The sequence below is a fragment of the Lutibacter sp. genome (assembly GCF_041555395.1).
Lineage (GTDB): Bacteria > Bacteroidota > Bacteroidia > Flavobacteriales > Flavobacteriaceae > Lutibacter.
This window is the reverse complement of sequence record NZ_JBFFKM010000027.1, coordinates 1-25,568: the sequence shown is the minus strand read 5'-3', so window position 1 is coordinate 25,568 and position 25,568 is coordinate 1. Positions and strand designations below refer to the sequence as shown.

The 25,568-nt window shown below is 33.3% G+C and carries 21 protein-coding genes; 15 read left to right on the top strand and 6 right to left on the bottom strand.

The features are described 5' to 3' along the window. Positions 1-53: 53 nt before the first annotated feature. From ABY285_RS07455 to ABY285_RS07445, 3 genes are all read left to right on the top strand, one after another. The gene (locus tag ABY285_RS07455; RefSeq protein WP_372768623.1) at positions 54-2,120 is read left to right on the top strand and encodes a S9 family peptidase; all 2,067 of its coding nucleotides are present in this window, start codon (positions 54-56) and stop codon (positions 2,118-2,120) included. Between the two features lie 82 nt (positions 2,121-2,202). Then, positions 2,203-3,240 (top strand): PLP-dependent cysteine synthase family protein, encoded by a 1,038-nt coding sequence (locus tag ABY285_RS07450; RefSeq protein WP_372768621.1) that lies wholly within the window; start codon positions 2,203-2,205, stop codon positions 3,238-3,240. A 153-nt stretch (positions 3,241-3,393) separates the two neighbouring features. After that, on the top strand, positions 3,394-4,644 hold the full coding sequence (locus ABY285_RS07445) for an aminotransferase class I/II-fold pyridoxal phosphate-dependent enzyme (RefSeq protein WP_372768619.1): 1,251 nt from the start codon (positions 3,394-3,396) through the stop codon (positions 4,642-4,644). A gap of 72 nt (positions 4,645-4,716) precedes the next feature. Here the strand turns inward: ABY285_RS07445 and ABY285_RS07440 are convergent, their stop codons facing one another. Continuing rightward, positions 4,717-5,379 carry a Crp/Fnr family transcriptional regulator gene (locus ABY285_RS07440; RefSeq protein WP_372768617.1) on the bottom strand — a complete coding sequence of 221 codons (663 nt, stop codon included), beginning with the start codon at positions 5,377-5,379 and terminating at the stop codon, positions 4,717-4,719. Positions 5,380-5,514: 135 nt separating this feature from the next. Between ABY285_RS07440 and ABY285_RS07435 the strand changes: the two genes are divergently transcribed. The 9 genes from ABY285_RS07435 to ppk2 (ABY285_RS07395) all read left to right on the top strand — a co-directional run bounded on the left by ABY285_RS07435 (position 5,515) and on the right by ppk2 (ABY285_RS07395) (position 15,661). Further along, positions 5,515-7,890 carry a heavy metal translocating P-type ATPase gene (locus tag ABY285_RS07435; RefSeq protein WP_372768614.1) on the top strand — a complete coding sequence of 792 codons (2,376 nt, stop codon included), beginning with the start codon at positions 5,515-5,517 and terminating at the stop codon, positions 7,888-7,890. A 116-nt stretch (positions 7,891-8,006) separates the two neighbouring features. After that, a complete protein-coding gene (gene ccoS, locus ABY285_RS07430) occupies positions 8,007-8,201 on the top strand; it encodes a cbb3-type cytochrome oxidase assembly protein CcoS (protein ID WP_372768612.1) in 195 nt (64 codons plus the stop codon). A gap of 32 nt (positions 8,202-8,233) precedes the next feature. Continuing rightward, complete coding sequence (gene ccoN, locus ABY285_RS07425) at positions 8,234-10,408, top strand: cytochrome-c oxidase, cbb3-type subunit I (protein WP_372768610.1); 2,175 nt, start codon at positions 8,234-8,236, stop codon at positions 10,406-10,408. A gap of 194 nt (positions 10,409-10,602) precedes the next feature. Further along, positions 10,603-11,250, top strand: coding sequence for a cbb3-type cytochrome c oxidase N-terminal domain-containing protein (locus ABY285_RS07420; RefSeq protein WP_372768608.1), 648 nt, complete (start codon positions 10,603-10,605; stop codon positions 11,248-11,250). A 168-nt stretch (positions 11,251-11,418) separates the two neighbouring features. Continuing rightward, positions 11,419-12,834 carry a cytochrome c oxidase accessory protein CcoG gene (ccoG, locus tag ABY285_RS07415; RefSeq protein WP_372768606.1) on the top strand — a complete coding sequence of 472 codons (1,416 nt, stop codon included), beginning with the start codon at positions 11,419-11,421 and terminating at the stop codon, positions 12,832-12,834. Further along, on the top strand, positions 12,835-13,287 hold the full coding sequence (locus ABY285_RS07410; RefSeq protein ID WP_372768604.1) for a FixH family protein: 453 nt from the start codon (positions 12,835-12,837) through the stop codon (positions 13,285-13,287). 1 nt (position 13,288) lies between these two features. Then, positions 13,289-14,029 (top strand): sulfite exporter TauE/SafE family protein, encoded by a 741-nt coding sequence (locus ABY285_RS07405; protein WP_372768602.1) that lies wholly within the window; start codon positions 13,289-13,291, stop codon positions 14,027-14,029. Then, entirely contained in the window at positions 14,013-14,870 is an 858-nt protein-coding gene (ppk2, locus tag ABY285_RS07400) for a polyphosphate kinase 2 (protein WP_372768600.1), read from the top strand. Before ABY285_RS07405 ends, ppk2 (ABY285_RS07400) begins: the two co-directional genes overlap by 17 nt. Positions 14,871-14,872: 2 nt before the next feature. Next, entirely contained in the window at positions 14,873-15,661 is a 789-nt protein-coding gene (gene ppk2, locus ABY285_RS07395) for a polyphosphate kinase 2 (RefSeq protein WP_372768598.1), read from the top strand. Between the two features lie 4 nt (positions 15,662-15,665). Here ppk2 (ABY285_RS07395) and hutI read toward each other — a convergent pair whose 3' ends face one another. After that, a complete protein-coding gene (gene hutI / locus ABY285_RS07390) occupies positions 15,666-16,901 on the bottom strand; it encodes an imidazolonepropionase (protein ID WP_372768596.1) in 1,236 nt (411 codons plus the stop codon). Between the two features lie 156 nt (positions 16,902-17,057). Between hutI and pta the strand changes: the two genes are divergently transcribed. Beyond that, entirely contained in the window at positions 17,058-19,151 is a 2,094-nt protein-coding gene (gene pta / locus ABY285_RS07385; RefSeq protein ID WP_372768594.1) for a phosphate acetyltransferase, read from the top strand. Between the two features lie 88 nt (positions 19,152-19,239). After that, positions 19,240-20,424 carry an acetate/propionate family kinase gene (locus ABY285_RS07380; protein WP_372768592.1) on the top strand — a complete coding sequence of 395 codons (1,185 nt, stop codon included), beginning with the start codon at positions 19,240-19,242 and terminating at the stop codon, positions 20,422-20,424. 73 nt (positions 20,425-20,497) lie between these two features. Here the strand turns inward: ABY285_RS07380 and fumC are convergent, their stop codons facing one another. Further along, positions 20,498-21,895 carry a class II fumarate hydratase gene (gene fumC / locus ABY285_RS07375; RefSeq protein ID WP_372768590.1) on the bottom strand — a complete coding sequence of 466 codons (1,398 nt, stop codon included), beginning with the start codon at positions 21,893-21,895 and terminating at the stop codon, positions 20,498-20,500. 185 nt (positions 21,896-22,080) lie between these two features. Between fumC and ABY285_RS07370 the strand changes: the two genes are divergently transcribed. Then, positions 22,081-22,251: a hypothetical protein gene (locus ABY285_RS07370; protein WP_372768588.1), complete on the top strand. Its 171-nt coding sequence runs from the start codon at positions 22,081-22,083 to the stop codon at positions 22,249-22,251. 64 nt (positions 22,252-22,315) lie between these two features. Here the strand turns inward: ABY285_RS07370 and ABY285_RS07365 are convergent, their stop codons facing one another. The 3 genes from ABY285_RS07365 to ABY285_RS07355 all read right to left on the bottom strand — a co-directional run. Next, positions 22,316-24,766, bottom strand: a complete 2,451-nt coding sequence (locus ABY285_RS07365; protein WP_372768586.1) for an outer membrane beta-barrel protein — start codon at positions 24,764-24,766, stop codon at positions 22,316-22,318. A gap of 230 nt (positions 24,767-24,996) precedes the next feature. Next, positions 24,997-25,335, bottom strand: coding sequence for an arsenate reductase (glutaredoxin) (gene arsC / locus ABY285_RS07360; RefSeq protein ID WP_372768584.1), 339 nt, complete (start codon positions 25,333-25,335; stop codon positions 24,997-24,999). A 26-nt stretch (positions 25,336-25,361) separates the two neighbouring features. Further along, a partial coding sequence (locus tag ABY285_RS07355; protein WP_372768582.1) for a hypothetical protein occupies positions 25,362-25,568 on the bottom strand: 207 nt, incomplete at its 5' end.

The following is a 25,568-nucleotide window of genomic DNA, read 5'->3' as shown; positions in this document are numbered from 1 at the left end:
CATCTGTAACCCGCTCAAAATGATTATTTTTGCAAATTATTGAAATTATTTAGATGACGAAGAACAGGATAATGCCTCCAGAAGCAAAAAAGATAGCAAAAAAGCTGGAAATTCATGGGGACGTAAGAATTGACAATTATTATTGGTTAAATGATCGGGAAAACCCAGAGGTTATCGATTATTTAAATAGTGAAAACGCCTATTATGAAGCCAAAACAGCTCATACAAAGCAATTTCAGGAAGATTTATTTCTGGAAATGAAATCCCGAATTAAGGAAGATGATGAGTCAGTACCTTATAAAAAAAACAACTATTACTACATTACCCGATTTGAAAAAGGAAGCCAATACCCAATATATTCTCGTAAAAAGGAAAGTTTAGAATCACAGGAGCAAATTTTATTCGATGTGAATGAACTTGGAAAAGGATTCTCTTATTTTAAATTATCAGGTTTGTCTATTAGCCGAAATAACGAATTGGCCGTTTTTGGTGTAGATGCTGTAGGGAGAAGGCAGTATACATTGCAATTTAAAAACTTGGAAACTGGCGAGTTTTTTCCTGAAAAAATTGAAAACACCACAGGAAGTGCATCATGGGCGAATGATAATAAAACAGTTTTTTATACGCGTCAAAATCCAAAGACATTGCGAAGTGAAAAAATATTTCGTCATGTTTTAGGTACAGATTCTTCTGAAGATATTGAAGTTTATTCAGAAAAAAACAGTGCTTTTAATACATTTGTTTACAGAACAAAATCTGAAAAATATATTATTATTGGTTCTTACAGCACAGTTTCATCAGAATATCGAATGTTGGAAGCCGATAATCCAACCGGAGAATTCAAAATATTTCAGCCAAGGGAGCGAAATCTTGAATATGACATCGCGCATTACAACGAAGATTTTTACATACTTACCAATAAGGACAAAGCTACCAATTTTAAACTAATGAAAACTTCTGAAAAGGAGACTTCAAAAGAAAATTGGGTGGAAGTATTACCACACAGAGAAGATGTTTTGTTGGAAGATATTTCAATATTTAAAGATTTCTTGGTGGTTGAAGAGCGTTCAAATGGATTGAATAAAATCAGAATTATTCGTTGGGACCAAACGGAAGATTTTTACCTTCCTTTTGAGGAAGAAACTTATTCCGCAGGTGTTTATAACAACCCTGAATTTGATACCACCATAATACGTTATGGCTATAATTCGATGACAACTCCCAGTTCAGTCATAGATTTTGATGTAGTTTCCAAAACAAAAGAAATAAAAAAAGAACAGGAAGTTTTGGGAGGAAAGTTTGATAAAAACAATTACCAAAGTGAACGTTTATGGGCAACAGCCCAAGATGGAACACAAATTCCAATATCATTGGTGCATCATAAAAATACGCAATTGGCCAAAGACACGCCATTTTTATTGTATGGATATGGTTCTTATGGACATTCTATTGATGCCGGCTTTAGCACAACCCGTTTAAGTTTGCTGGATAGAGGCTTTGTTTTTGCAATTGCTCACGTACGGGGCAGTGAATTTTTAGGACGCAAATGGTATGAAAAAGGAAAATTATTGCATAAAAAAAACACCTTCACAGATTTTATTGATTGCGCAAAATTTTTAATTGAAAAAGAATATACTTCAAGTGCACATTTATATGCAAGCGGAGGTTCTGCCGGAGGTTTATTGGTGGGAACTGTAATTAATATGGATCCCGAATTGTTTAATGGGGTCGTTGCTGCTGTCCCGTTTGTTGATATTGTGACAACAATGTTAGATGATAGCATACCATTAACTACCGGAGAATATGATGAATGGGGAAATCCGAATAAAAAAACATATTATGATTATATGAAATCATATTCGCCTTACGACAATGTTTCTGTGCAAAAATATCCAAATATGTTGGTTACAACGGGTTTACATGATTCTCAGGTTCAATATTTTGAGCCTGCCAAATGGGTTGCCAAGCTGCGGGAATTAAAAATTGATAAAAATATTTTATTAATGCATATTGACATGGAAGCGGGTCATGGTGGGGCTTCAGGAAGATTTGATTCACTAAAAGAAACGGCAAGAGACTATAGTTTTGTGATTGATTTGGAAGGAAGAACAAAAATTTAAAAAAAATTATTAAATTTGCACATTAGATTATTATTCATAAATTCGTATTTGAAAATATTATATCTGAATTAAATTTTAAAAAATGACACAAAATATAGGTATAAGTAACAATATATTAGACCTAATTGGTAACACTCCCTTAATTAAGTTAAACAAAATAACTAAAAATCTTCCCGGCACTTTTTATGTAAAGTATGAAGGATTTAATCCTGGACATTCTATGAAAGACAGGATTGCAGTGCATATTATTGAAGAAGCTGAGAAGCAGGGATTGCTAAAAGAAGGTAGTACAATAATTGAAACAACCTCAGGAAATACAGGATTTAGTCTTGCTATGGTAAGTATCATAAAAGGCTATAATTGTATACTGGCAGTTAGCTCAAAGGCTTCAGCAGGAAAAATAAACATGCTTAAAGCAATGGGCGCTAAAGTTTATGTTTGTCCGGCGCATGTTGATGCGGACGATCCCCGTTCGTATTACCAGGTTGCTAAAAGGCTGCATTCAGAAACGGCAAATTCAGTTTACATCAACCAATATTTTAACAAATTAAATGTTGATGCGCACTATAGTTCAACTGGTCCTGAAATTTGGAAACAAACCAATGGAGAAATTACACATTTAGTTGCTGCAAGTGGTACTGGAGGTACAATTTCAGGTGTTTCTAAATATTTGAAAGAACAAAATCCTAAAATTAAAACATTAGGCGTTGATGCATTCGGATCAATTTTAAAGAAATTTCACGAAACAGGTGAGTTCGATAAAAATGAAATTTATCCATACAGAATTGAAGGTTTAGGAAAAAATTTAATTCCTACTGCAACTGATTTTGATTCAATTGATGTTTTCGAAAAAGTGACCGATGAGGCTGCGGCGCATAGAGCCAGAGAGCTTACCTTAACTGAAGGTTTATTTACTGGATATACAAGTGGAGCCGTAATGCAGGCAGCTATTCAATATGCAGAGCAGGGAATGTTTGATGAAAATTCTAAAGTGGTATTAATTTTACCAGATCATGGTTCACGTTATATGGAAAAAATTTATAGCGATGAATGGATGAAAGAACAAGGTTTTTTTGATACACAAAAACAAGCCCATGAGGTAGTTGAATATATAAAGTAACGTATATATGAAATATAATAAGGGGTTTAAAATTTAATTTTTAAACCCTTTTTTTGTTTAATAAACATTTGAATAGCAGAAAAAAAATCACGTACTTTGTCCGCCTTATAAATGTAATTGTATAAATTACGTTTGATCAAAAAAAAACACAAAATGAAAGATTTATTTGAAAGAATAGTAAAAGATAAAGGTCCGTTAGGAAAATGGGCTGAACAAGCTGAAGGATATTATGTTTTTCCAAAGTTAGAAGGTGATATCTCTAATAAAATGACTTTCAACGGAAAAAATGTAATCACCTGGAGTATTAATGATTACCTTGGATTGGCAAACCATCCGGAAGTCAGGAAAGCAGATGCTGAAGCTGCAGCGCAATATGGTATGGCTTACCCTATGGGTGCAAGAATGATGTCGGGTCATACAAAATACCATGAACAATTAGAAAGGGAATTGGCAGAATTTGAACATAAAGAATCTGCATATTTGGTGAATTTCGGTTATCAGGGAATGGTGTCGGCTATTGACGCTTTGGTTACCAAAAACGATGTTATCGTATACGATATGGATGCTCATGCCTGTATTATAGATGGCGTTAGATTGCATCCCGGAAAAAGATTTACCTTTCAACATAACAATATAGAAAGTTTAGAAAAAAACTTACAAAGAGCCACAAAAATTGCTGAAGAAACTAATGGCGGAATTCTCGTTATCTCTGAAGGTGTTTTTGGAATGCGCGGTGAGCAAGGAAAGTTAAAAGAAATTGTAGCATTAAAAGAAAAATATAATTTTAGATTTTTGGTTGATGATGCTCACGGATTTGGAACACTTGGAGAAGACGGAAGGGGTGCAGGTTTTGAACAAGGAGTACAAGACGGTATAGATGTATATTTTGCAACATTTGCTAAATCTATGGCCGGTTTTGGAGCATTTTTTGCTGCAGATAAAGATATTATTCAGTATTTAAAATACAATATGCGTTCACAAATGTTCGCCAAATCTTTACCAATGCCTATGGTTATTGGCGCATTAAAACGTTTAGATATGCTAAGAACAATGCCGGAACTTAAAGAAAAGTTATGGGAAAATGTTCACGCGCTTCAAAATGGATTAAAAGACCATGGATTTAATATTGGAAAAACAAATACTTGTGTAACTCCTGTATTTTTAGAAGGTGATATTCCTGAAGCTATGGCCATGGTACATGACTTACGCGAAAATTATGGAATATTTTGTTCAATTGTTGTATATCCCGTAATCCCAAAAGGATTGATTATTTTGAGATTGATACCAACTTCAGCACATAATTTAGAAGATGTTAAATTAACTATTGAAGCTTTTTCAGCGATTCGTTCTAAATTGGAAAGCGGAATTTATAAGCGTATTGCTGCTTCCATGATGGCAAAGTAAAAATAATTATATATTCATAAAAAAAGCCTTTTAGATTTTTTCTAAAAGGCTTTTTTTATGAATGGTAATCAATTAATAACCTTCAGATATATTTTTAAGCGCATTTTTGTTAAGAATCTTAATTTTCTTGCCAAGCAAATCAATCACGCCGTCTTTTTTAAGGTTTGATAATAATCTTATGGCAGATTCAGTAGCTGTACCAATGGTGTTTGCAATTTCTTCTCTTGTTAAAATAACGTCAATATAATCTTCATTGTCAACACCAAATATTTCTTCCAAACTTAATAAAGTTTCCGCTAATCTGTCTTTAACAGGTTTTTGGGCCATTTGTGAAATAGAGGTATTCGCATGACTCAATTGATGCGATATATTTTTTATTAAATTTAAAGAAAATTGGGGATTATCCTTGATAGATTCTAAAATGTCACCTTTAGGAATAAAACAAACGCGCATATCTTCCAATGCTGTTGCGTTTAATCCCACAGGCTCTTCACTTAAAATAGAACGGTGTCCTAAAATATCACCGCCTTTAATAAATTTTATAATTTGTTCTTTACCATTTGTATTCAATTTAGTCAATTTACACTTTCCATCCTGAATACAATATAAACCATTGATAGAATTACCTTCAGTCATTAGATTTTCACCCTTTTTTATAATAAGTGATGTTTTGTGATCTGAGAATCTTTCTAATTCATCATGCGTTAAAGTATTAAGCGGGTTAAAACGCTTCATAATACACTGTGAACAATTAGACATAAAAAAATAATTTAGTTAAGTAGTAACATTTACAAAGGTACAAAAATAAATGATAAATGTCATAACTAGGAAATAATTAATGAATATTTTTGCAAGGAAACTGAATTTAGAATGGATTTAAATAATTGTTACCATTGCGGCGCATCCTGTGGAAAGAGTCCAAAAATTTTTGATGAAAAACGATTTTGCTGCAATGGATGTAAAACAGTTTATGAAATATTAAGCAGCAACGAGTTAGGTTGTTATTATGATTTGCAATCGGCCCCGGGAACTATTCCAACCGACATAAAAGGGAAGTACAATTATCTCGAAAATGAAAGTATCATTGAAAAACTCCTGGAATTTAATGATACGGAAACTTCAGTAGTTGAATTTTTTATACCAAGCATTCATTGCAGTTCCTGTATTTGGATCCTGGAGAATTTAACCAAATTAAATAGTGGGGTAACTACTTCAATGGTTAATTTTCCAAAAAAAACAGTAAGAATCACTTTCAAAAATAATGCAACCAGCTTAAAACAAATTGTTGAGTTAATGACTTCTATTGGGTATGAGCCTTATATAAGTTTGGATGATGCGGATACCATAAAAAACAAAGTCGATAAAACGTTAATCTATCAGGTAACAATTGCCGCTTTCTGCTTTGGAAACATTATGCTGTTGTCGTTTCCGGAATATTTTTCTGCAAATGAGTTTTGGTTAGAAAAGTACAAACATTTATTTAGGTGGTTAATACTTGCTATGGCCATTCCTGTGGTTTTTTATTCTGCTAAAAATTATTTTTTTTCAGCCTATAAAGGACTTTCGCATAAAATATTAAACATTGATGTGCCAATAGCTTTAGGAATTTCAGTTTTGTTTATTAGAAGTTCCATGGAGATTATTTTAAATACCGGTTCAGGTTTTTTTGACAGTTTGGCAGGATTGGTTTTCTTTTTGCTTTTAGGGAAATTTTTTCAGCAAAAAACCTACAACTTTTTGTCCTTTGAGCGCGATTATAAATCATATTTTCCAATAGCAGTTACAAAAATAGCCGATGGAATTGAGAAAAATATTCCCGTAGAAGATATTGAAAAAGGTGATAGGTTATTAATAAGGAATCAGGAGTTAATTCCTGTTGACGGAATTTTAATCAACGGCAATGCAGCCATTGATTATAGTTTTGTGACGGGAGAGTCGTTGCCAGTAACCAAACAATCAGGTGATAAAATTTTTGCTGGAGGAAAGCAAACCTCAGGTGCCATAGAAATGGAAGTGATAAGCACCATTTCACAAAGTTATTTAACGCAATTGTGGAGCAATGATGTTTTTAATAAAACAGATGATCTCAGCATAAAAAATATAACTGATACCCTAAGTAAATATTTCACGATAGCTATTTTGGCCATCGCTGTTTTTGCTGCTGTTTTTTGGTATATATACAATCCGTCCATGGTATTTAACGTGGTTACGGCCGTATTGATTATTGCTTGTCCCTGTGCATTGGCATTATCGGCTCCATTTGCAATCGGTAATATTTTGAGAATTTTTGGCTATCATAAGTTTTATTTAAAAAATGCGGAAACAGTTGAGAAAATCGCTAAAATTGACACCATAATTTTTGATAAAACCGGGACAATAACTACCACTGACAAATCTCATGTAATATATAGGGGAGAAACGCTGAACTTAGATGAAATAAGGGCTGTTAAAAGCGTATTAAGAGCTTCCAACCATCCTTTAAGCAGGTCGCTTTATAATCACATTCCACAAGAAGCTTTAATGGATAAACCAACTCATTTTGAAGAGCTGCTTGGTAAAGGCATTCATGGCATCATAAATGAAATGGGCATAAAACTTGGATCGGCCAGTTTTGTTGGTGCACCTTCTTTTGAAATGAATGATACTGCAATCCATATTGCAATAAATAATCAATTTAAAGGAAGTTATATTTTTAAAAATAGTTACAGAGAAGGAACAAAGCACATTTTTGAAATACTTTCTACCAACTATAAATTGGTAATTCTATCTGGTGATAATGATGGCGAAAAAATATATTTGGAAAAATTATTGCCTAAAAACACCATTTTTCAATTTAATCAGAAACCTGAAGATAAATTGGAATTTATAAAAGAATTGCAAAAAAATGGAGAAAAAGTAATGATGGTCGGGGATGGACTGAATGATGCAGGTGCCTTGGCGCAAAGTAATGTTGGAATAGTTATTTCTGAAAATGTAAATGTATTTTCACCTGCTTGTGATGGTATTCTTGACGCGAAATTTTTTAAAAATTTACCCAAGTTGTTAACCATTTCCGATAAAACGATCACAATTATTAAAACAAGCTTCATTTTAGCGTTTTGTTATAATGTAGTAGGAATGTATTTTGCACTAACAGGAGCTTTAACCCCAATTGTTGCAGCTATTTTAATGCCATTAAGTTCAATAAGTATTGTGATTTTCGTAACCATTATGACAAATTTAGTTTCAAAAAAATATTTAAAATAGAGTAATTAAAAAAAGAAAAAACCTTAAGTTTACATGGCAAATAGCATTTTTTTATTTTTGTAGTAAAAGCTATATTTGTTATTAATTCAATTGCTTAAATTTTAGTAACCAAAAAAATGGAAGTACTTTATATCACAATAGGCGTCAGCATTATTGTTGCCTTAATTTTTTTCTTTGCATTTATCAAGTCGGTTAAGTCTGGGCAGTATGATGATACCTATACGCCTTCAGTCCGCATGTTGTTTGATGACGAATTGGTTAATGTTAAGAAAAAGGATAAAAAAGAATCAAAAATCAATCAAGAACAATAAAAAATAACTAACAATTAATTAATCAAACAAGTATGGAAAAAGAACAATTTTATTATGACAATAAAATCGTAAAAATGTTTCTTTGGGCCACAATTCTTTGGGGAATTGTAGGTATGTTGGTAGGGCTTACTGTGGCGCTGCTTTTTATATACCCGGGTTTATTGGAATTTTCGGGATCAGGTAACGCCATTTCCTGGTTAAGCTATGGTCGTTTAAGACCTTTGCATACCAATGCGGTAATTTTTGCTTTTGTAGGCAATTCAATTTTTTTAGGAATTTATTATTCTACCCAAAGATTGCTTAAAGCAAGAATGTTTAACGATGTTTTAAGCAGGGTTCATTTTTGGGGATGGCAGGCAATTATTGTTGCTGCGGCAATTACATTGCCTTTGGGATTAACTTCATCTAAAGAATATGCTGAACTGGAATGGCCAATTGATATTGCCGTTGTTTTAATTTGGGTTGTATTCGGTATAAACTTAATTGGAACCATATTAAAAAGACGACAACGCCATATATATGTTGCCATTTGGTTCTATATTGCTACTTTAATCACCATTGCTGTTCTTTATATATTCAACAACTTAGAAATGCCTGTTTCCGCGTTTAAAAGTTACTCGGTATATTCGGGAGTTCAAGATGCGCTTATGCAGTGGTGGTACGGCCATAATGCTGTTGCATTTTTTCTTACAACCCCGGTTTTAGGTTTGATGTATTATTTTGTACCTAAAGTGGCCAACAGACCAATTTATTCTTACAGATTGTCTATTATTCACTTTTGGACATTGATATTCTTGTATATATGGGCAGGACCCCATCATTTATTATATACGGCTTTACCTGAGTGGGCACAAACCTTAGGTACTGTTTTCTCTATAATGTTGATTTTTCCGTCTTGGGGAGGTATGATTAACGGATTGCTTACATTACGTGGGGCTTGGGATAAAGTTAGGGAAAATCCAGTTTTAAAATTCTTCGTAGTTGCAATTACAGGTTATGGCATGGCAACTTTTGAAGGTCCAATGTTATCTTTCAAAAATGTAAATGCAATTGGCCATTATACAGACTGGATTGTTGGTCACGTACATATTGGTGCTTTAGCCTGGAACGGATTTATGGCTGCGGGTATTGTTTATTGGTTGGCTGAAAAACTTTGGAAAACGCCATTATATTCAAAAAAATTAGCCAACACACATTTTTGGTTAGGTACTATAGGTATTTTATTTTATGCAATTCCATTATATATTGCAGGATTTACACAAGCTTTAATGTGGAAAGAATTTAATCCGGATGGAACTTTAGTGTATGGTAATTTTTTAGAAACTGTTACCCAAATTTTACCAATGTATGCAATGCGGGCAATTGGAGGTACTTTGTATTTGTCCGGTTTTATTTTATTGGCAATTAATGTAATAAAAACAGCCAGGGCTGGTTCGCCTGTTGAAGATGAATTGGCTGAGGCTGCACCGTTGAAAAAGATTAGCGGACAAAGAATTGCAGGTGAAGGATGGCATACCTGGTTAGAAAGAAGAACAGTGTTGTTCACTATTTTAACAACAGTTGCCATTTTAATTGGAGGTTTGGTTGAATTGGTGCCTTTAATGTTGGTGAAATCAAATGTTCCAACAATTGCAAGCGTAAAACCATATACTCCTTTAGAATTGGAAGGAAGAGATATTTATATTCGTGAAGGATGTAATAATTGTCACTCTCAAATGATTCGTCCTTTCCGTTCAGAAGTTGAACGATATGGAGAATATTCTAAAGCGGGAGAGTTTGTTTACGATTTTCCTTTTTTGTGGGGTTCACGAAGAACTGGTCCCGATGTTCATAGAATAGGTGGGAAATACAATGATAACTGGCACTTTAACCACATGTCCGATCCTCGTTCCACGTCACCGGGCTCTATTATGCCTCGTTATTCTTGGTTAATCAAAAACGACATAAACGCCTCAAATTTGGAAAATAAAATGAAGGGATTGGTAAAATTGGGAGTTCCTTATACTGATGCTGAAATTACCGGTGCCAAACAAAAATTAATGGAACAGGCCAAATTAATTGAAGGTAATTTAAGGCAAGATCCGGAATATGTAAAAAATTATGGTTCAAGCAATATTCAGAATAAGGAAATTGTTGCTCTTATTGCTTATTTACAGCGTTTAGGCACCGATATTAAAGCAAATACAACGGCACTAAAAAACAATTAAATCTATGTTAAAATTCATATCACATAATTTTGAGGGAATCGTAGGGATCGAAATTTATCCTATAATTTCATTATTACTGTTTTTTATAGTTTTTGTCACAATGTTAATTATTGTAATTAAAATGCCAAAAAACAGCTTGGATGAAATAAGCCAATTGCCTTTAGATAACGAGACTAACAGTAAACAAAATAATCATGAATAAGAATTCAGAAAAAATATCGGGCTGGAAAAGATTTATGAAATCTTTAACCAAAGCGCACGATTTAGGAACCGAAGAAGATATCATGCTCGATCATGATTACGATGGGATTAGAGAACTTGACAATGTATTGCCTCCTTGGTGGCTGGCAGGTTTTTACATTACTATTGTTGTGAGTGTTTTTTATTTGGTAATGTCATTTGGTTTTAATAAATACAATCAATATGATGAATTTAATGATGATGTAGCTGCTGCGAAAGAAGAAGTTGAAGCTTATAAAGCTGCAAACCCGCAGTTATTTGATAATGCAAATATTGTTGCTTTTACAGATGCTGAAAATTTAGCGAAAGGAAAAGAGTTGTTTATTACCAAAACGTGTGTTGTTTGTCACTTGGCAGATTTAGGCGGAAGTATTGGCCCTAATTTAACTGATGACCATTGGATTTTAGGCGGTGGCGTTAAAAATATATATAACACCCTAACAAATGGTGGCCGTCCTGGGAAAGGAATGATTGCTTGGGAAAGCACCATAACCAGAGAAGAAAGGATTCAACTGGCAAGTTATATTATTTCCATGCAAGGTACACAACCAGTCAACCCAAAAGCACCAGAAGGTGATATCATCTTATCGAAAAATGAATAATATTTAAAAAATTAGTCTTCATCAGAAGGTTAATTGTTGATTTTTTTTTAATTAATAGTATTAGGCTGTTTTTTATTTTTTTGTCTCATTTGTATCTATTAGATTAACTTATTAATCATAAATTTACATCTTGATAAAATAATAGAAAGTAGCCTTTTTCAATTTAGTATGAAAAAAGAAGATAAAGAAATATTTAGAGATTCTATTGGAACAATTGATGACAGCGGAAAGCGAAATTTTATTTTTCCGAAGAAACCAAAAGGGAAATTTTACAAATATAGAACGCTGGTAAGTTGGGCGCTTTTGGCATTTATGTTCGCTGCACCCTTTATTAAAATAAACGGAAACCAGTTTTTGTTATTTAATGTAATAGAGAGAAAATTTCACATTTTCGGATTCCCTTTTTGGCCGCAAGATTTTCATTTGTTGGTAATTTCATTGCTGGTAAGCGTTGTATTTATTATTTTATTTACCGTGGTTTTTGGAAGAATATTTTGTGGATGGATTTGTCCGCAAACTATTTTTATGGAAATGATTTTCAGGAAAATAGAATATTTAATCGATGGCGACAGAACAAAACAAATTAAACTGAACAAACAATCTTGGAATGCTGAAAAAATAAGAAAACGTATATTAAAAGGGATTGTTTTCTTTTTAATATCTTTTATAATCGCCAATGTTTTCTTTGCTTATATTATTGGCAGCGATGTTTTAATTGAACACATTACCGATGGTCCTTTAAATCATATTGGGACCCTTGTTAAACTTTTAGTTTTTACGGCAGTTTTCTATTTTGTATTTGCCTGGTTTAGGGAGCAAGTTTGTATTATTGTTTGTCCATATGGCAGATTGCAAGGCGTTTTATTAGATAATAAATCTATTAATGTAGCTTATGATTTTGTAAGAGGAGAAGGTGAAAAAGGTAGAAAACCAGTTCGTAAAGGGGAAAATAGAGAGGCGTCCGGTTTTGGAGATTGTGTTGAATGCATGCAATGCGTGCAGGTTTGTCCAACAGGAATAGATATAAGAAATGGCACGCAATTAGAATGTATTAACTGTACCGCTTGTATTGACGCCTGTGACGAAATAATGGACACCGTCGGTTTTGAAAAAGGATTGATTCGTTATGCTTCTGAAGACAATATCGAAAAAAAGGAAAAATTTAAATTTAATGGGCGATTAATTGCTTATTCCACGTTATTAACCATTTTGATCGGTGTATTTATTACAATGTTATTTTTGCGAAATGATGTTGAAGCCACTATTTTAAGGTTGCCTGGGCAAATTTTTCAGACAACGGAAACTACGGTAAAAAATGTGTATACTTTTAAATTGATAAACAAAACTACCAAAAACATTGAGGATATTGAAATTAAATTAAATTCACATAAAGGAGAAATAACAATGATAGGCGGACTTTCTAAAGTTGAGAAACAGGGATTAAAGGAAGGTACGTTATTTATAGAAATTGATAAAAAAGACCTAAATTCGTCAAATGAAAAATTGAAAGTTGGCGTGTATTCAAAAGGAAAATTAATTGAATCAACCACCACCAATTTTGCAGGACCAATAAAAATTAATTAAATGAAGTTTAAAATTAGCTGGCCAGCAGGTATTGTAATTGCCTTGTCGGCATTCATAATATTCATACTGTCTTATGTTTACAAGGCAACTTTTGTGTCTCAATATGACCATCATTTGGTTTCTGATGATTATTATAAGGACGAACTTAATTATCAACAGGAAATAGATAAGTTAAATAAATCTGCTGCATTGAAGGAGGACGTAACGTTAACTAAAGTTACTGAAGGTTTATTGATAAAATTTCCTTCTGAATTTGATCCTCAAAAAATAGCGGGGACCATTTCATTTCAACGGCCATCAAATGATAAAATTGATTTTCAATTTCCAATAAAGTTAATAGCTGCAGACTATTTAATATTGGATAAGAATTTGGTGGAAGGAAGATGGAATGTTAAAATTGAATGGACTATTAACGGGGCTGCTTATTTATTTAAGGAAAAATTAATGTATTAATATGCTTTGGACAGCACTTATTTTAGGTTTGGCTGGCGGATTTCATTGTATTGGAATGTGCGGACCAATCGCATTCATAATACCGGTTAATAGGACATCATATACATCGTTAATTTTTCAAACTTTTTTATATCATTTTGGGCGATTATTGAGTTATTCTTTAATAGGATTGCTTTTTGGTTTTATAGGAAAAGGATTGTATTTGGCTGGTTTTCAGCAACGTTTATCCATTTTAATGGGAGTTGTTATGATTGTAACCATCATAATGCCAGTTTCAGTCTTTAACAAATACAATTTTTCAAAACCACTGTATAACATTATAGGTAAGGTTAAATATAATCTCGGAATTTATTTAAATAAAAAATCCAACAAAGCGTTATTTTCAATCGGATTTTTTAATGGTCTTTTGCCTTGCGGATTGGTTTATATTGCTGTAATTGGTTCAATTTCAACAGGAAATGCTGTCCAAGGCGCTTTGTACATGGCTTTGTTTGGCATTGGAACAATTCCTATGATGACGGCGGCGGTGTTATTGGGGAATTTTGTAAGCGTTTCCCTGCGTGCAAAATTTCAAAAAATAATACCTGTTTTTGTGATTATCATCGGATTATTATTTATTTTGCGTGGTCTGGGGTTAGGGATTCCATATTTTTCACCTTCTGATGCAAAATTACAACCATTAAGTGACCCTGAAATTTGTTTAACTTTTAAAAAAATTGAATATAATGCAAGAATCTCCTAAATTAACGCTGGATGATTTTAAAAAAGCATCTTCAAATCAAGAACTTTTAAAGATAATCAGGGAAAAAAATATTCCTTTTGATAAAGTGGAAAGACGTTTGTTTTATGAAGAAGAGCTACGTAATTTACAAATTGAATTGGTGAAGCTTCAACAATGGATTGCTAATAATAAAATGCGTGTAGCCATCATTTTTGAAGGACGCGATGCAGCCGGAAAAGGAGGAAATATTCGCAGGTTTACTGAGCATTTAAATCCAAGGGCAATGAATGTTGTCGCTTTGACCAAACCTACAGAAATAGAGCGTGGGCAATGGTATTTTAGACGTTATATAAAAGAAATGCCCAATTCTGGAGAAATTGTATTTTTCGACAGAAGCTGGTACAATAGGGCAGTAGTAGAACCTGTTATGGGTTTTTGCACAGAAACCCAATATCAAAATTTTATGGTGCAGGTTTCTGAATTTGAGCATATGATGTATGAAGACGGACTTGTTTTAATAAAATTTTGGTTTTCTATTTCAAAAGACGAGCAATTGGCTCGCTTTAACGCACGTATTGCAACACCTTTAAAACGCTGGAAATATAGTCCGGTCGATAGGAAAAGTCAAGAGCTTTGGGATAAATACACGCATTACAAAGAACAAATGTACAGCAGAACGCACACCAGTTATAGTCCGTGGATTACCATAAAAGCAAATGACAAAAAATTGGCTCGTTTGGAGAGTATCAGGTATGTGTTGTCTCAATTTAATTATGAAGGAAAAGACAAAGCATCAACCATATTATTTCCAGACCCCAATGTTGTTATGCGTTATTACCGTTCATCCAAACAAATCGATTAATTATGGAGCCTTTTAAATTGACAGAAAAAGACGTAGAAATTCTTAACACGAATAAAGGGTTAAGAGCTTTATTTTCTAAAGAGCCCTATAATTTAGAGAGGGCCGTTCGCTATGTTAAATATGAAAATAAATTAAAAAAGCTTCAGGTTGAGCTCATAAGATTACAAACTTGGGCAATTGAAGAAAATGAACGCATCATTATTATTTTTGAAGGAAGAGATGTAGCTGGAAAAGGAGGCGCAATAAGACGTGCAACGGAAAGAATGAATCCTCGTCATTATCGCATTGTTGCCTTGCCAAAACCTACGGAAGATGAACGAAGCCAATGGTATTTTCAGCGTTATGTAAATCAATTTCCAAAAGCCGGAGAAATTATTTTTTTCGACAGAAGTTGGTACAATAGGGCAGTAGTGGCTCCGGTAAACGAATTTTGCACACAACACGAATATGAAATTTTCATGAACCAGGTAAATGAATTTGAGCGAATGATTACAGAATCCGGAATTCATTTGGTAAAAATTTACATGTCAATTTCCAAAAAGGAGCAAGAAAAGCGTTTTGAGGATTTAAAAAGCGATCCTTTGAAACAGTGGAAAATGACCCCGGTAGATGAAAGAGCTCAGGAATTATGGGATGTTTATACGTACTATAAAAATAAAATGTTTGAAAAAACAAAAGAAGGTGTCGTTGCCTGGAAAATAATTAAGGCGAATAGAAAAACATATGCCAGGGTAGTGGCAATAAACCATATTTTAAGCAGTATTCCTTATGATAAAAAAAGGGAAGTTTAATTCATTAAATTTCTTTGCCTTCCATAAATACTTTGTCAATGTGGCTATTTCCAAATGAATAAGGAATAAATCCATAACTTGGGATTTTTTTTGTAATTATAAAATTCGCCTTTTTTCCTTTGCAAACACTTCCGTGGGTTTTTTCTAAACCCATTGCGTAAGCGCCATTGATGGTCGCTGCATTTATAGCCTCTTCCGGAGTCATTTTCATTTTAATGCAGGCGGTTGAAATTACAAAATTCATATTGCCGGATGGCGTTGAACCCGGATTGTAATCAGTAGCCAATGCCAAGGGCAATCCGGCATCAATTATTTTTCTTGCCGGCGTATACGGAATGCTTAAAAAATAAGAGCAGGAAGGCAAAGCAACAGGCATTGTTCCAGTATTTTTTAATATCTCAATATCTTCATCTCTCATAAGCTCCAAATGATCTACAGAAAGTGCCTTGTGTTTTACACCAACCTGAACACCTCCAATAGCCGTAAACTGATTCACATGAATTTTAGGGATTAATCCATATTTAGCTCCAGCTTTTAAAAGTCTATCAGTATCATCAATAGAAAAATAACCGGTTTCGCAAAAAACATCGATGTAATCAGCTAATTTTTCTTTTGCTACAAAGGGTAAAATTTCATTGATTACTTTGTCTAAATATTCGCTTTTGTTGTTTTTAAATTCAGAAGGCAAGGCATGAGCGGCCAAAAAAGTTGATTTAATGGTAATAGGATAGTTTTCGTTTAGTCTTTTTATAACACGCAATATTTTTAATTCCGCTTCTTTAGTCAATCCATATCCCGATTTAATTTCAACGGCACCGGTGCCCAGCTTCATAACTTCTTCAATACGTTTTGCAGACTGTTTGTATAATTCCTGTTCAGAAGTTTGTTGTAATTTTAGGGCAGAATTTAAAATTCCTCCACCATTATTTGCAATTTCTTCATAGGAGAGCCCGTTTATCCTATCAATAAATTCTTGTTCTCTATTGCCGGCATAAACAATATGCGAATGGCTGTCGCACCAGGTTGGAAGAACTGTTTTTCCTTTGGCGTCAATAATTTTTTTGGCATTAATTTTAGGCAAATTTTCCATCTTGCCAAAATCTTTAATAATAGTATCTTCAATTAACAAAAAGGCATTTTTAATGGTGGGTAGAATTTTCATTTCTTTTCCGCAAATCATTTTTTTCGGCACATTTTCAACCTGAAGCAATTCTTTAATATTGGTAATTAATGTTGTCATTTATACTAAAATTTGTAATTCAAATATACACCTATTTTATAGAGCATTAAATAGGTTTTTTTAAATTGAATCTATGATAAAACAGTCACATCATTTTATAGCGATTTCCATTGAAATAAGGTAGAATAAGAGTACATTTGCACAAAATTAGAAAAAATGAAAAAAGCCATATATATAGCAACCAGTGAAGCTAACAGTGGTAAGTCAATTGTCACTTTGGGGTTAATGAGAATGTTGTTGGGAAAAACCGCAAAAGTTGGTTATTTCAGACCAATCATTGACAATGTCAAGAAGGGAAAAAAAGACAACCACATCAATACCATTATCTCACATTTTCAATTGGATATTAAACCAAGTGAAGCGTTTGCCTTTACGCGCAGTGAATTTATTAACATGCGAAATAATGGAAAAGAAGGTGAAATATTTGATACCATTATTTCAAAATACAAAGCCTTAGAAGAAAAAAACGATTTTATGTTGGTTGAAGGCAGTGATTTCTCTGGCGAAGGAATGGCCATTGAATTGGATTCCAATATATTAGTGGCCAAAAATTTAGGAATTCCTGCAATTATTGTTTCCAGCGGTGTTGGAAAAACATTGGATGAATTTATTGAAGGACTTCACTTGGCCTATGATTCTTTTAAAGAAAAAGAAGTAGAGGTTTTGGCAGTAATTGCAAATAAAGTTCAGGAAAAAAATATAAAGCTTGTAAAAAGTGGTGTTGAGAAAAATTTACCGAAAGATGTTTTTGTAAATGTAATTCCATTAATTCCATCATTAAACAATCCTACAATAAAAGAAATTGCAAAAGCAATAGATGCTAAAATTTTGTTTGGTAAAGAATTTATAAATAACCAAACAACAAGCTTTAAAGTTGGAGCCATGCAATTGCGAAACTATTTAAATCATTTAGAAGAAAATTGTTTGATAATTACGCCTGGAGACAGGGCTGATATTATTTTAGGGGCGTTGCAGGCCAATATATCAACCAATTATCCTGCTATTTCAGGAATAGTTTTAACTGGCGGAATACTTCCTGATGATACCATAATAAGGTTAATAGAAGGTTTGTCTCAAATTGTGCCGATATTAACGGTAGAAGAAGGGACATTTGATGTAGCAAATAAAATTGGGGCGGTCCGTTCTCATATGTATGCTGAGAATAAAGAAAAAATTAATACTTCATTGATTACATTCGACAAGTATGTTGAAGTGGATAAGTTAAATGAAAAATTAATTACCTTTAAAAATAATGGAATTACACCAAGAATGTTTCAATATAATTTATTGAAACGGGCAAAAACAACACGAAAACACATTGTTTTGCCTGAAGGTAATGATGATAGAATAATAACTGCGGCGGCTAAATTGGTTGAAATGGACGTTGTTGATTTAACCATTTTGGGAGATAAGAATAATATTGAAAACAAGGTAATCAAGTTGGGATTAAAATTGGATTTGGATAAAATAAAAATTATCAATCCTATTGAATCTGAATATTATCAGGATTTTAGCAATACTTTATTTGAATTAAGAAAAAATAAAGGTCTTACCATTGATATGGCAGAAGATTTAATGAGTGATGTTTCTTATTTTGGAACTATGATGGTGCATAAAGGATTGGCTGACGGGATGGTTTCCGGAGCAGCGCACACCACCCAACATACCATTAAACCAGCGTTACAGTTTATTAAAACCAAACCGGGTGTTTCAGTGGTTTCCTCCATATTTTTTATGTGTTTAGAAGACAGAGTTTCGGTTTTTGGTGATTGCGCCATCAACCCAAACCCAACTTCTGAACAGTTGGCAGAAATTGCAATTTCTTCCGCAGAATCAAGCATTAATTTTGGACTGGAACCTAAAATCGCAATGCTTTCTTATTCATCTGGCGTTTCAGGTAAAGGAGAAGATGTAGACAAAGTGAGAAGAGCCACAGAAATTATTAGAGAAAAACGGCCAGATTTAAAAGTAGAAGGACCAATACAATATGATGCAGCAGTTGACGCAAGAATTGGAAAAAGCAAAATGCCCGATTCTGAAGTAGCTGGGCAAGCAAACGTGTTAATTTTCCCCGATTTAAATACAGGAAACAATACGTATAAAGCAGTTCAAAGAGAAACTGGAGCGTTGGCAATTGGCCCAATGTTACAGGGTTTAAATAAACCGGTAAATGATTTAAGCAGAGGGTGTACGGTAGACGATATTTTTAATACCGTAATTTTAACAGCAATACAAGCACAAGGTTTTTAAGTGAAACGAGCATTACAAATTTTGACTTTCAAGAGAATGATTAATAGCGAACAGCATATGTTACCGCTAAAAAATTAAGTTTAAACATATGAAAATATTAGTTATAAATTCAGGTAGTTCATCTATTAAATATCAATTATTTAGGATGCCTGAACAAGAAGTTATTTGTTCGGGATTGGTAGAGAGAATTGGCTCAAAAGATGCCGAGATCCATTATAAATCGCACCACACAAAGATTGATGAAGTTTTGGATATTCCAAATCATACCATTGGTTTGGAAAAAGTTGTCAACTTTTTATTGGATGAAAAAGTGGGTGTTATAAAATCAACTTCAGAAATAGAAGCTGTTGGCCATAGGGTGGTTCATGGGGGAAGCACTTTTTCAAAAACAACCATTATTAATCAGGTTGTTAAAGATAAAATAAAGAAATTATTTTCTCTGGCGCCTCAGCACAATCCTGCAAACTACGAAGGGATTGTTGTTGCGGAATCATTTTTTTCCAATGCAAAACAAATTGCCGTTTTTGATACGGCTTTTCATCAAACTATTCCGGTTGAAGCTTATAAATATGCCATTCCGACAAAATTTTTGATTGAAAATAATATTCGTTTATATGGTTTCCATGGAACAAGTCATAAATATGTTTCAGAAAAAGCAATTGAACATTTGGGTATTTCGAATTCAAAAATTATTACCATTCATTTGGGAAATGGGTGCAGTATGACTGCGGTTAAAGATGGAAAAAGCATGGATCATTCTCTTGGTTTTGGACCTGTTACAGGGCTCATCATGGGAACCAGAAGCGGAGATGTAGACCATGCCATTATTTTTTATTTGGTAAATAATCTGGGTTATTCGCTTGATGAAGTAAATAATATGCTTCAAAAAGAAAGCGGTATGTTTGGTTTAACGGGCTACAGTGATTTGCGAGATATTGAATCGGAAGCTGAAAAAGGGAATAAAGAATGCCAGTTGGCATTGGATATGAATGCTTACCGAATAAAAAAATATATTGGCTCTTATGCAGCCACAATGAACGGGTTGGATGCCATCATATTTACTGCTGGAATTGGAGAGAATTCAAGTTTTATTAGAAAGTTGGTTTGCACAAATATGAGCTATTTTGGAATTGAACTGGATGAGGAAAAAAACAATATCAGAGCAAAAGAACTTACTGAAATTCATACAAAAAATTCAAAAATAAAGATTCTAATTGTGCCTACCAACGAAGAGGTTGAAATTGCAAAGCAGTCTTTTGAATTGCTAAATTAGATGGGTAGAATGAGTCATAAAAAAAGCCTTGAATTATCAATTCAAGGCTTTTTTGTTATCAATAAATAGTAACTTATTTTAAAGAACCAATCATTTCTTCAGGTTTTACCCAAGCATCATATTCTTCCGGAGTAACATAACCTAAACGTACGGCTTCTTCTTTTAAAGTAGTTCCGTTCGCATGTGCTGTATTTGCAATTTCGGCAGCTTTATAGTAACCTATTTTGGTATTTAAAGCAGTAACCAACATCAATGAATTGTTTAACAATTCTGTAATTCTTGGATAATTTGGTTCAATACCAACAGCGCAATGCTCGTTGAAACTTGCACAAGCATCTCCAAGTAAACGAGCCGATTGTAAAAAGTTAACAGCCATAATAGGTTTAAAAACGTTTAATTCATAATGACCTTGAGTTCCGCCTATGGTAATGGCAACATCGTTACCCATTACTTGTGCACAAACCATCGTTAAGGCTTCTGCCTGAGTAGGATTTACTTTTCCAGGCATAATTGAACTTCCGGGTTCGTTGGCTGGGATGATTAATTCTCCAATTCCTGAGCGAGGGCCAGAAGCCATCATACGAATATCGTTTGCAATTTTGTTTAAAGAAACTGCCAATAATTTTAATGCACCGTGACTTTCCACAATGGCATCGTGTGAAGCCAAGGCCTCAAATTTATTTTCAGCTGTAATAAATGGCAATCTTGTAAATTCTGCAATTTTTTTAGCCACCAAAACATCGTAACCTTTTGGCGTATTCATACCGGTACCAACTGCGGTTCCGCCCAAAGCCAATTCTGATAAATGTTCTAAGGTATGTCTTAATGCCTTTAAACCATGATTTAATTGAGAAACGTAGCCCGAAAATTCTTGCCCTATTGTTAATGGCGTTGCGTCCATTAAGTGGGTACGGCCAATTTTTACCACATCTTTAAACGCTTCAGATTTCGCTTTTAAAGTATCGCGTAATTTTTCAATTCCGGGAATGGTGGTGTCAATAATCATTTTATAACAGGCAATATGCATTCCTGTTGGGAAAGTATCATTGCTCGATTGTGATTTGTTTACGTCATCATTAGGTTGAATTGCTTTTTCGCCCTCACCAATAACGCCTCCTAACATTTCGTGAGCACGATTTGCAATCACTTCATTACAGTTCATGTTACTTTGTGTTCCGGAACCGGTTTGCCAAATAACTAACGGAAATTGGTCGTCGTGTTTGCCTTCTAAAATTTCATCGCAAACAGCAGAAATAATATCGCGTTTATCTTCTGAAAGCACACCCAATTCACAATTTGCATGAGCAGCTGCTTTTTTTAGGTAGGCAAATCCATAAATAATTTCTAAAGGCATGGAGCCTGAAGGCCCAATTTTAAAATTATTTCGGGAACGTTCTGTCTGAGCTCCCCAATATTTATCGGCTGGAACTTCCACTTTTCCCATGGTGTCTTTTTCTATTCTATATTTCATATTGTTATATTTTCTAAATTAATGAATTACAAAGTTACCAATTATGGCTTTTTAGCCTATCAAAGTTGCAGGTTTTTTTTGATTCATTTGGTGAGAAATATCACTTTTAAAAAAAATAAAATTAATGTGATTAATTAAAAATAAATACTAATTTTGTAATTACTAAAAAATAAACTTAAAAAGTTATGGATTTATCACAGTTTTCAGGATTTTTAATTTTTCTAACCGTTTTTACGATGGGATTTTGGTTAATGATTTTTTTATTGACCTTTGTAGTGCCTTATTGGTTATTCGGAAATTTGAGAGAAATTTGGAAATTAAGAAAGGAAGCTAAAGCAACCACTAAAAAAGAATAAAATTCAAAAAATATAATCAAAAAAAGGCAATTTTTCAATTGCCTTTTTTTGTTGTTCAAAATGCTTAAAACATTTCTTGTTCTCCGCCATTATCCTCTCTTTTCTGTCTCTCCATTTTCTTTTTCTGATTAAATCTGTAGGTGAAATTCAGCATGACTTGTCTTTTCCGCCATTGAAATTCGTTTTCTGAAATTGTTGTTGGAGAAATATCTGTTGATTCGTATTTTCGGGTATTAAACAAATCGCTGACATTTAAAGAAAGAGTTCCTTTTTCTTTTAAGATATCTTTGCTGAAAGCTAAATTCACACTAACCATGCCTTTTCTTTTTGAGCGAGCACTTTCCGAAGGCCCCATATACATACCACTGGTTTGCCAATCTATTTTCCCTGGTAATGAAATACGCGATTGCAATCGGGTAAACCAGCTTACATTATTTGAATTATAACTAATATCATTGTAATTTCCTTCAGTAACTGATTTGAAAAAGTTGAAACTGTTGGTGATTTTCCACCATTTAATCGGATTGTAATTTGCGGTAAACTCAAACCCATAACGATCTTGTGAACTTAAATTTACAGGTATAGTTATAATTACAAGTGTCTCAACGCCATTTACGTCCCTAATTTCTTCTTTTTGGGCCCTTTCAATGTTGTTTATGGCATGTTGATAGTAAATGGATGAATTCAAAGTTAATTTTTCCCATCGTTTTAAATAGCCCAAATCAAATGAGTTGGTGTAGGTAGGGTCTAAATTAACATTTCCTTTTCTAATATAGGTTTGACTTGTTCTTGACTCAAACGGATTTAAAAACCAATGATGCGGACGCCTTAATCTTCTGTTGTAACCCAATGTTAAGCTTTCACTTTCACTAAATTCCAACCCTAAATTAACTGTTGGAAAAAATTCAGTAAAATTCTTATCAAAATTTTCATTGGTTTGAAGTAAATTAATTTTTCTGTCGGTATTTTCCATTCTTAACCCTAACAGATATGAAAATTTATTTATTTTATTGCCATATTGAGAATAGACGGCATAAACATTTTGTTCAAAATCCAAGGTGTTGGAAAAATTGGTATCATTGTAAAATTGATTTGTTTCAACATCAAATCCTTCGACCAAATAATCCGAACTCAATTGATTCAAACTAACGTTAAAACCAAATTCAAATTGAGAATTTTCGCCAATTGGCAATACATAATCTCCTTTAAATAAAATATCTTTTGAATCATTGTCGGTTGAAATTCTCTCTGGTTCATTTTCGATTAAAGTAGGGAAAATATCCCGATCGTTAATTAAGGAGTTTTCATTTTCAATGCTGTTTTCGTATTGAAAATCTAAAGTTAATTTATGTCCGTCTTTGTTAAAGTCGTGCATAAAATTTAATGAATACTCTGTAGTTTTGTCTTTTTCATTTTCAATTTCAATTCGTTTATTGGTGCGAGTCAAAATTTTATTGGCATCTAATTCATTGCTTATATTTGTAGAAACATCTTCACCGTCAGATTCGCGATATAAAATGGTACCTGTTAAAGAAGTTTTATCCGTCAAAAAATATTCCATTCCAAATCGGGTATTGTAACTATCCCGTTTTCGTTCATATGCTCTTTTTTCATTCCTGAAGTCCGGTGTGACTTCAGAAGGGTTTAAATAAGTGACATAGCTGCTTGAGTTTCCCGGAGCATTTCTGTAATTATAACCACCACTTCCAAAATAATTTGCTTTATTTGTTCTGTAATTTAAATTAGCTGAAACCCCAAAATTATCTGGATTTCCTGCGGAAGCTGACATAGAACCATTAAATCCTTGAGCCTTTCCTTTGCGTAGGATGATGTTTAAAATTCCTGCCGTTCCTTCAGCATCATAGCGTGCCGATGGACTCGTAATCACTTCAACTTTTTCAATGGCGTCAGCGGGTAGTTGTCGCAAAGCATCTGTACCGCTTAAACCAACCAAACCGGATGGTTTTCCGTTTATCAAAATTCGTACGTTTTCATTACCGCGCAAACTTACGTTTCCTTCCACATCAACGGAAACGGACGGTACGTTGTCCAAAACGTCACTGGCAGTTCCGCCCTTTACGGTCATATCTTTACCAACATTGTATATTTTTTTGTCTAATCGTATATCAACAGTGCTTTTTTCGGCAATAATTTCAACTTCATTTAAAGTTTGGGCATCAATTTCCAAAGTAATTGTACCTAGATCTGTATTACCTGAAATTTCTTTGCTTTTGAATAATTTTGTTTTAAAAGAAATAAATTCGATGGAAATATCGTAAACGCCTTTTGCAATTTGAATGTTAAACTCTCCTTTGATGTCTGTAATCCCACCGGTTATTATTTTACCATCTAAAGATCTAATTACGATGGTGGCATATTCAAGGGCTTGTTTGGTATCCTTGTCAATAACTTTACCCGTTAAATTAATTTTTTCAATAGGGTCGGTATTTGTTGCTCCTAAATTGGGTATGAAAAGGCTGCATAAAAATATAGCTATAAATACAATTTTTTTCATTAATGATTTATTGGTTAATAATTGGGCAAAGATAAGTATTGGCCAAGTGCTTTTATGTTAACGAGTGTTAACGAGTGTGATTAAAAGTGAAAAAGTTTTAGAAATAATATTTAAAAATTAATTATCAATAAGATGTTGAATATCAATATTTTAATTAGTAAATTAATTAAGAGATGGAATCAATATGTTTAAATTTTAATTGATTAAAACTGTTAAGAAAAACATAAATTTTATAAAATGGATTTTATGAGTTCGGGCGGACGCCCAATAACGGCTTTGCCTTTGTTAACCACAATTGGTCGTTCAATGAGTTTTGGATTTTCAACCATTGCAGTGATAATTTCTGAATCTGGTGAATTTTTTCCTTTGTAATTTTCTTTCCAGATGGTTTCGTTTTTCCGAACCAAATCAATTGGGGAAATATCCAATAATTTTATAATTTCAATCAATTCATCTTTTGAAAGCGGCGTTTCTAAATAATTGATAATTTCAAAAGGCAATTTGGATTCCTTTAAAATGGCCAAACCTTCGCGACTTTTTCCGCAACGCGGATTGTGATAAATTTTCATGAATTTATTTTGTTCAAAAATAACAATTAGTAATTAGGTTTAATCTCTTTTTTATCAAAATCAATTCTTCTGTCTTTTTTACTTTGGTTAAACCGGTAAGTAAAAGAAAGCAATATTGTTCTGTACTTATTTTTAATTAAACTTTTTGAAAAATAGCTGGCATTAAACCTGTCTCTGTCGGTTTTTACAGATTTGAATAAATCATCAACGGTTAAACTAATGGAAGCATCTTT

Excerpts from the sequence above, each read along its gene's own strand:
- ABY285_RS07410 (WP_372768604.1), top strand. The coding sequence starts at position 12,835 with ATGAAGTTTAAAATTAGCTGGCCAGCAGGTATTGTAATTGCCTTGTCG.
- ABY285_RS07370 (WP_372768588.1), top strand. The coding sequence starts at position 22,081 with ATGGATTTATCACAGTTTTCAGGATTTTTAATTTTTCTAACCGTTTTT.
- arsC (WP_372768584.1), bottom strand. The coding sequence starts at position 25,335 with ATGAAAATTTATCACAATCCGCGTTGCGGAAAAAGTCGCGAAGGTTTG.
- ABY285_RS07420 (WP_372768608.1), top strand. The coding sequence starts at position 10,603 with ATGAATAAGAATTCAGAAAAAATATCGGGCTGGAAAAGATTTATGAAA.
- ABY285_RS07405 (WP_372768602.1), top strand. The coding sequence starts at position 13,289 with ATGCTTTGGACAGCACTTATTTTAGGTTTGGCTGGCGGATTTCATTGT.
- pta (WP_372768594.1), top strand. The coding sequence starts at position 17,058 with ATGAAAAAAGCCATATATATAGCAACCAGTGAAGCTAACAGTGGTAAG.
- ppk2 (WP_372768598.1), top strand. The coding sequence starts at position 14,873 with ATGGAGCCTTTTAAATTGACAGAAAAAGACGTAGAAATTCTTAACACG.
- fumC (WP_372768590.1), bottom strand. The coding sequence starts at position 21,895 with ATGAAATATAGAATAGAAAAAGACACCATGGGAAAAGTGGAAGTTCCA.
- hutI (WP_372768596.1), bottom strand. The coding sequence starts at position 16,901 with ATGACAACATTAATTACCAATATTAAAGAATTGCTTCAGGTTGAAAAT.
- ABY285_RS07380 (WP_372768592.1), top strand. The coding sequence starts at position 19,240 with ATGAAAATATTAGTTATAAATTCAGGTAGTTCATCTATTAAATATCAA.
- ABY285_RS07440 (WP_372768617.1), bottom strand. The coding sequence starts at position 5,379 with ATGAAGCGTTTTAACCCGCTTAATACTTTAACGCATGATGAATTAGAA.
- ABY285_RS07450 (WP_372768621.1), top strand. The coding sequence starts at position 2,203 with ATGACACAAAATATAGGTATAAGTAACAATATATTAGACCTAATTGGT.
- ABY285_RS07435 (WP_372768614.1), top strand. The coding sequence starts at position 5,515 with ATGGATTTAAATAATTGTTACCATTGCGGCGCATCCTGTGGAAAGAGT.
- ccoN (WP_372768610.1), top strand. The coding sequence starts at position 8,234 with ATGGAAAAAGAACAATTTTATTATGACAATAAAATCGTAAAAATGTTT.
- ppk2 (WP_372768600.1), top strand. The coding sequence starts at position 14,013 with ATGCAAGAATCTCCTAAATTAACGCTGGATGATTTTAAAAAAGCATCT.
- ccoG (WP_372768606.1), top strand. The coding sequence starts at position 11,419 with ATGAAAAAAGAAGATAAAGAAATATTTAGAGATTCTATTGGAACAATT.
- ABY285_RS07445 (WP_372768619.1), top strand. The coding sequence starts at position 3,394 with ATGAAAGATTTATTTGAAAGAATAGTAAAAGATAAAGGTCCGTTAGGA.
- ccoS (WP_372768612.1), top strand. The coding sequence starts at position 8,007 with ATGGAAGTACTTTATATCACAATAGGCGTCAGCATTATTGTTGCCTTA.
- ABY285_RS07455 (WP_372768623.1), top strand. The coding sequence starts at position 54 with ATGACGAAGAACAGGATAATGCCTCCAGAAGCAAAAAAGATAGCAAAA.
- ABY285_RS07365 (WP_372768586.1), bottom strand. The coding sequence starts at position 24,766 with ATGAAAAAAATTGTATTTATAGCTATATTTTTATGCAGCCTTTTCATA.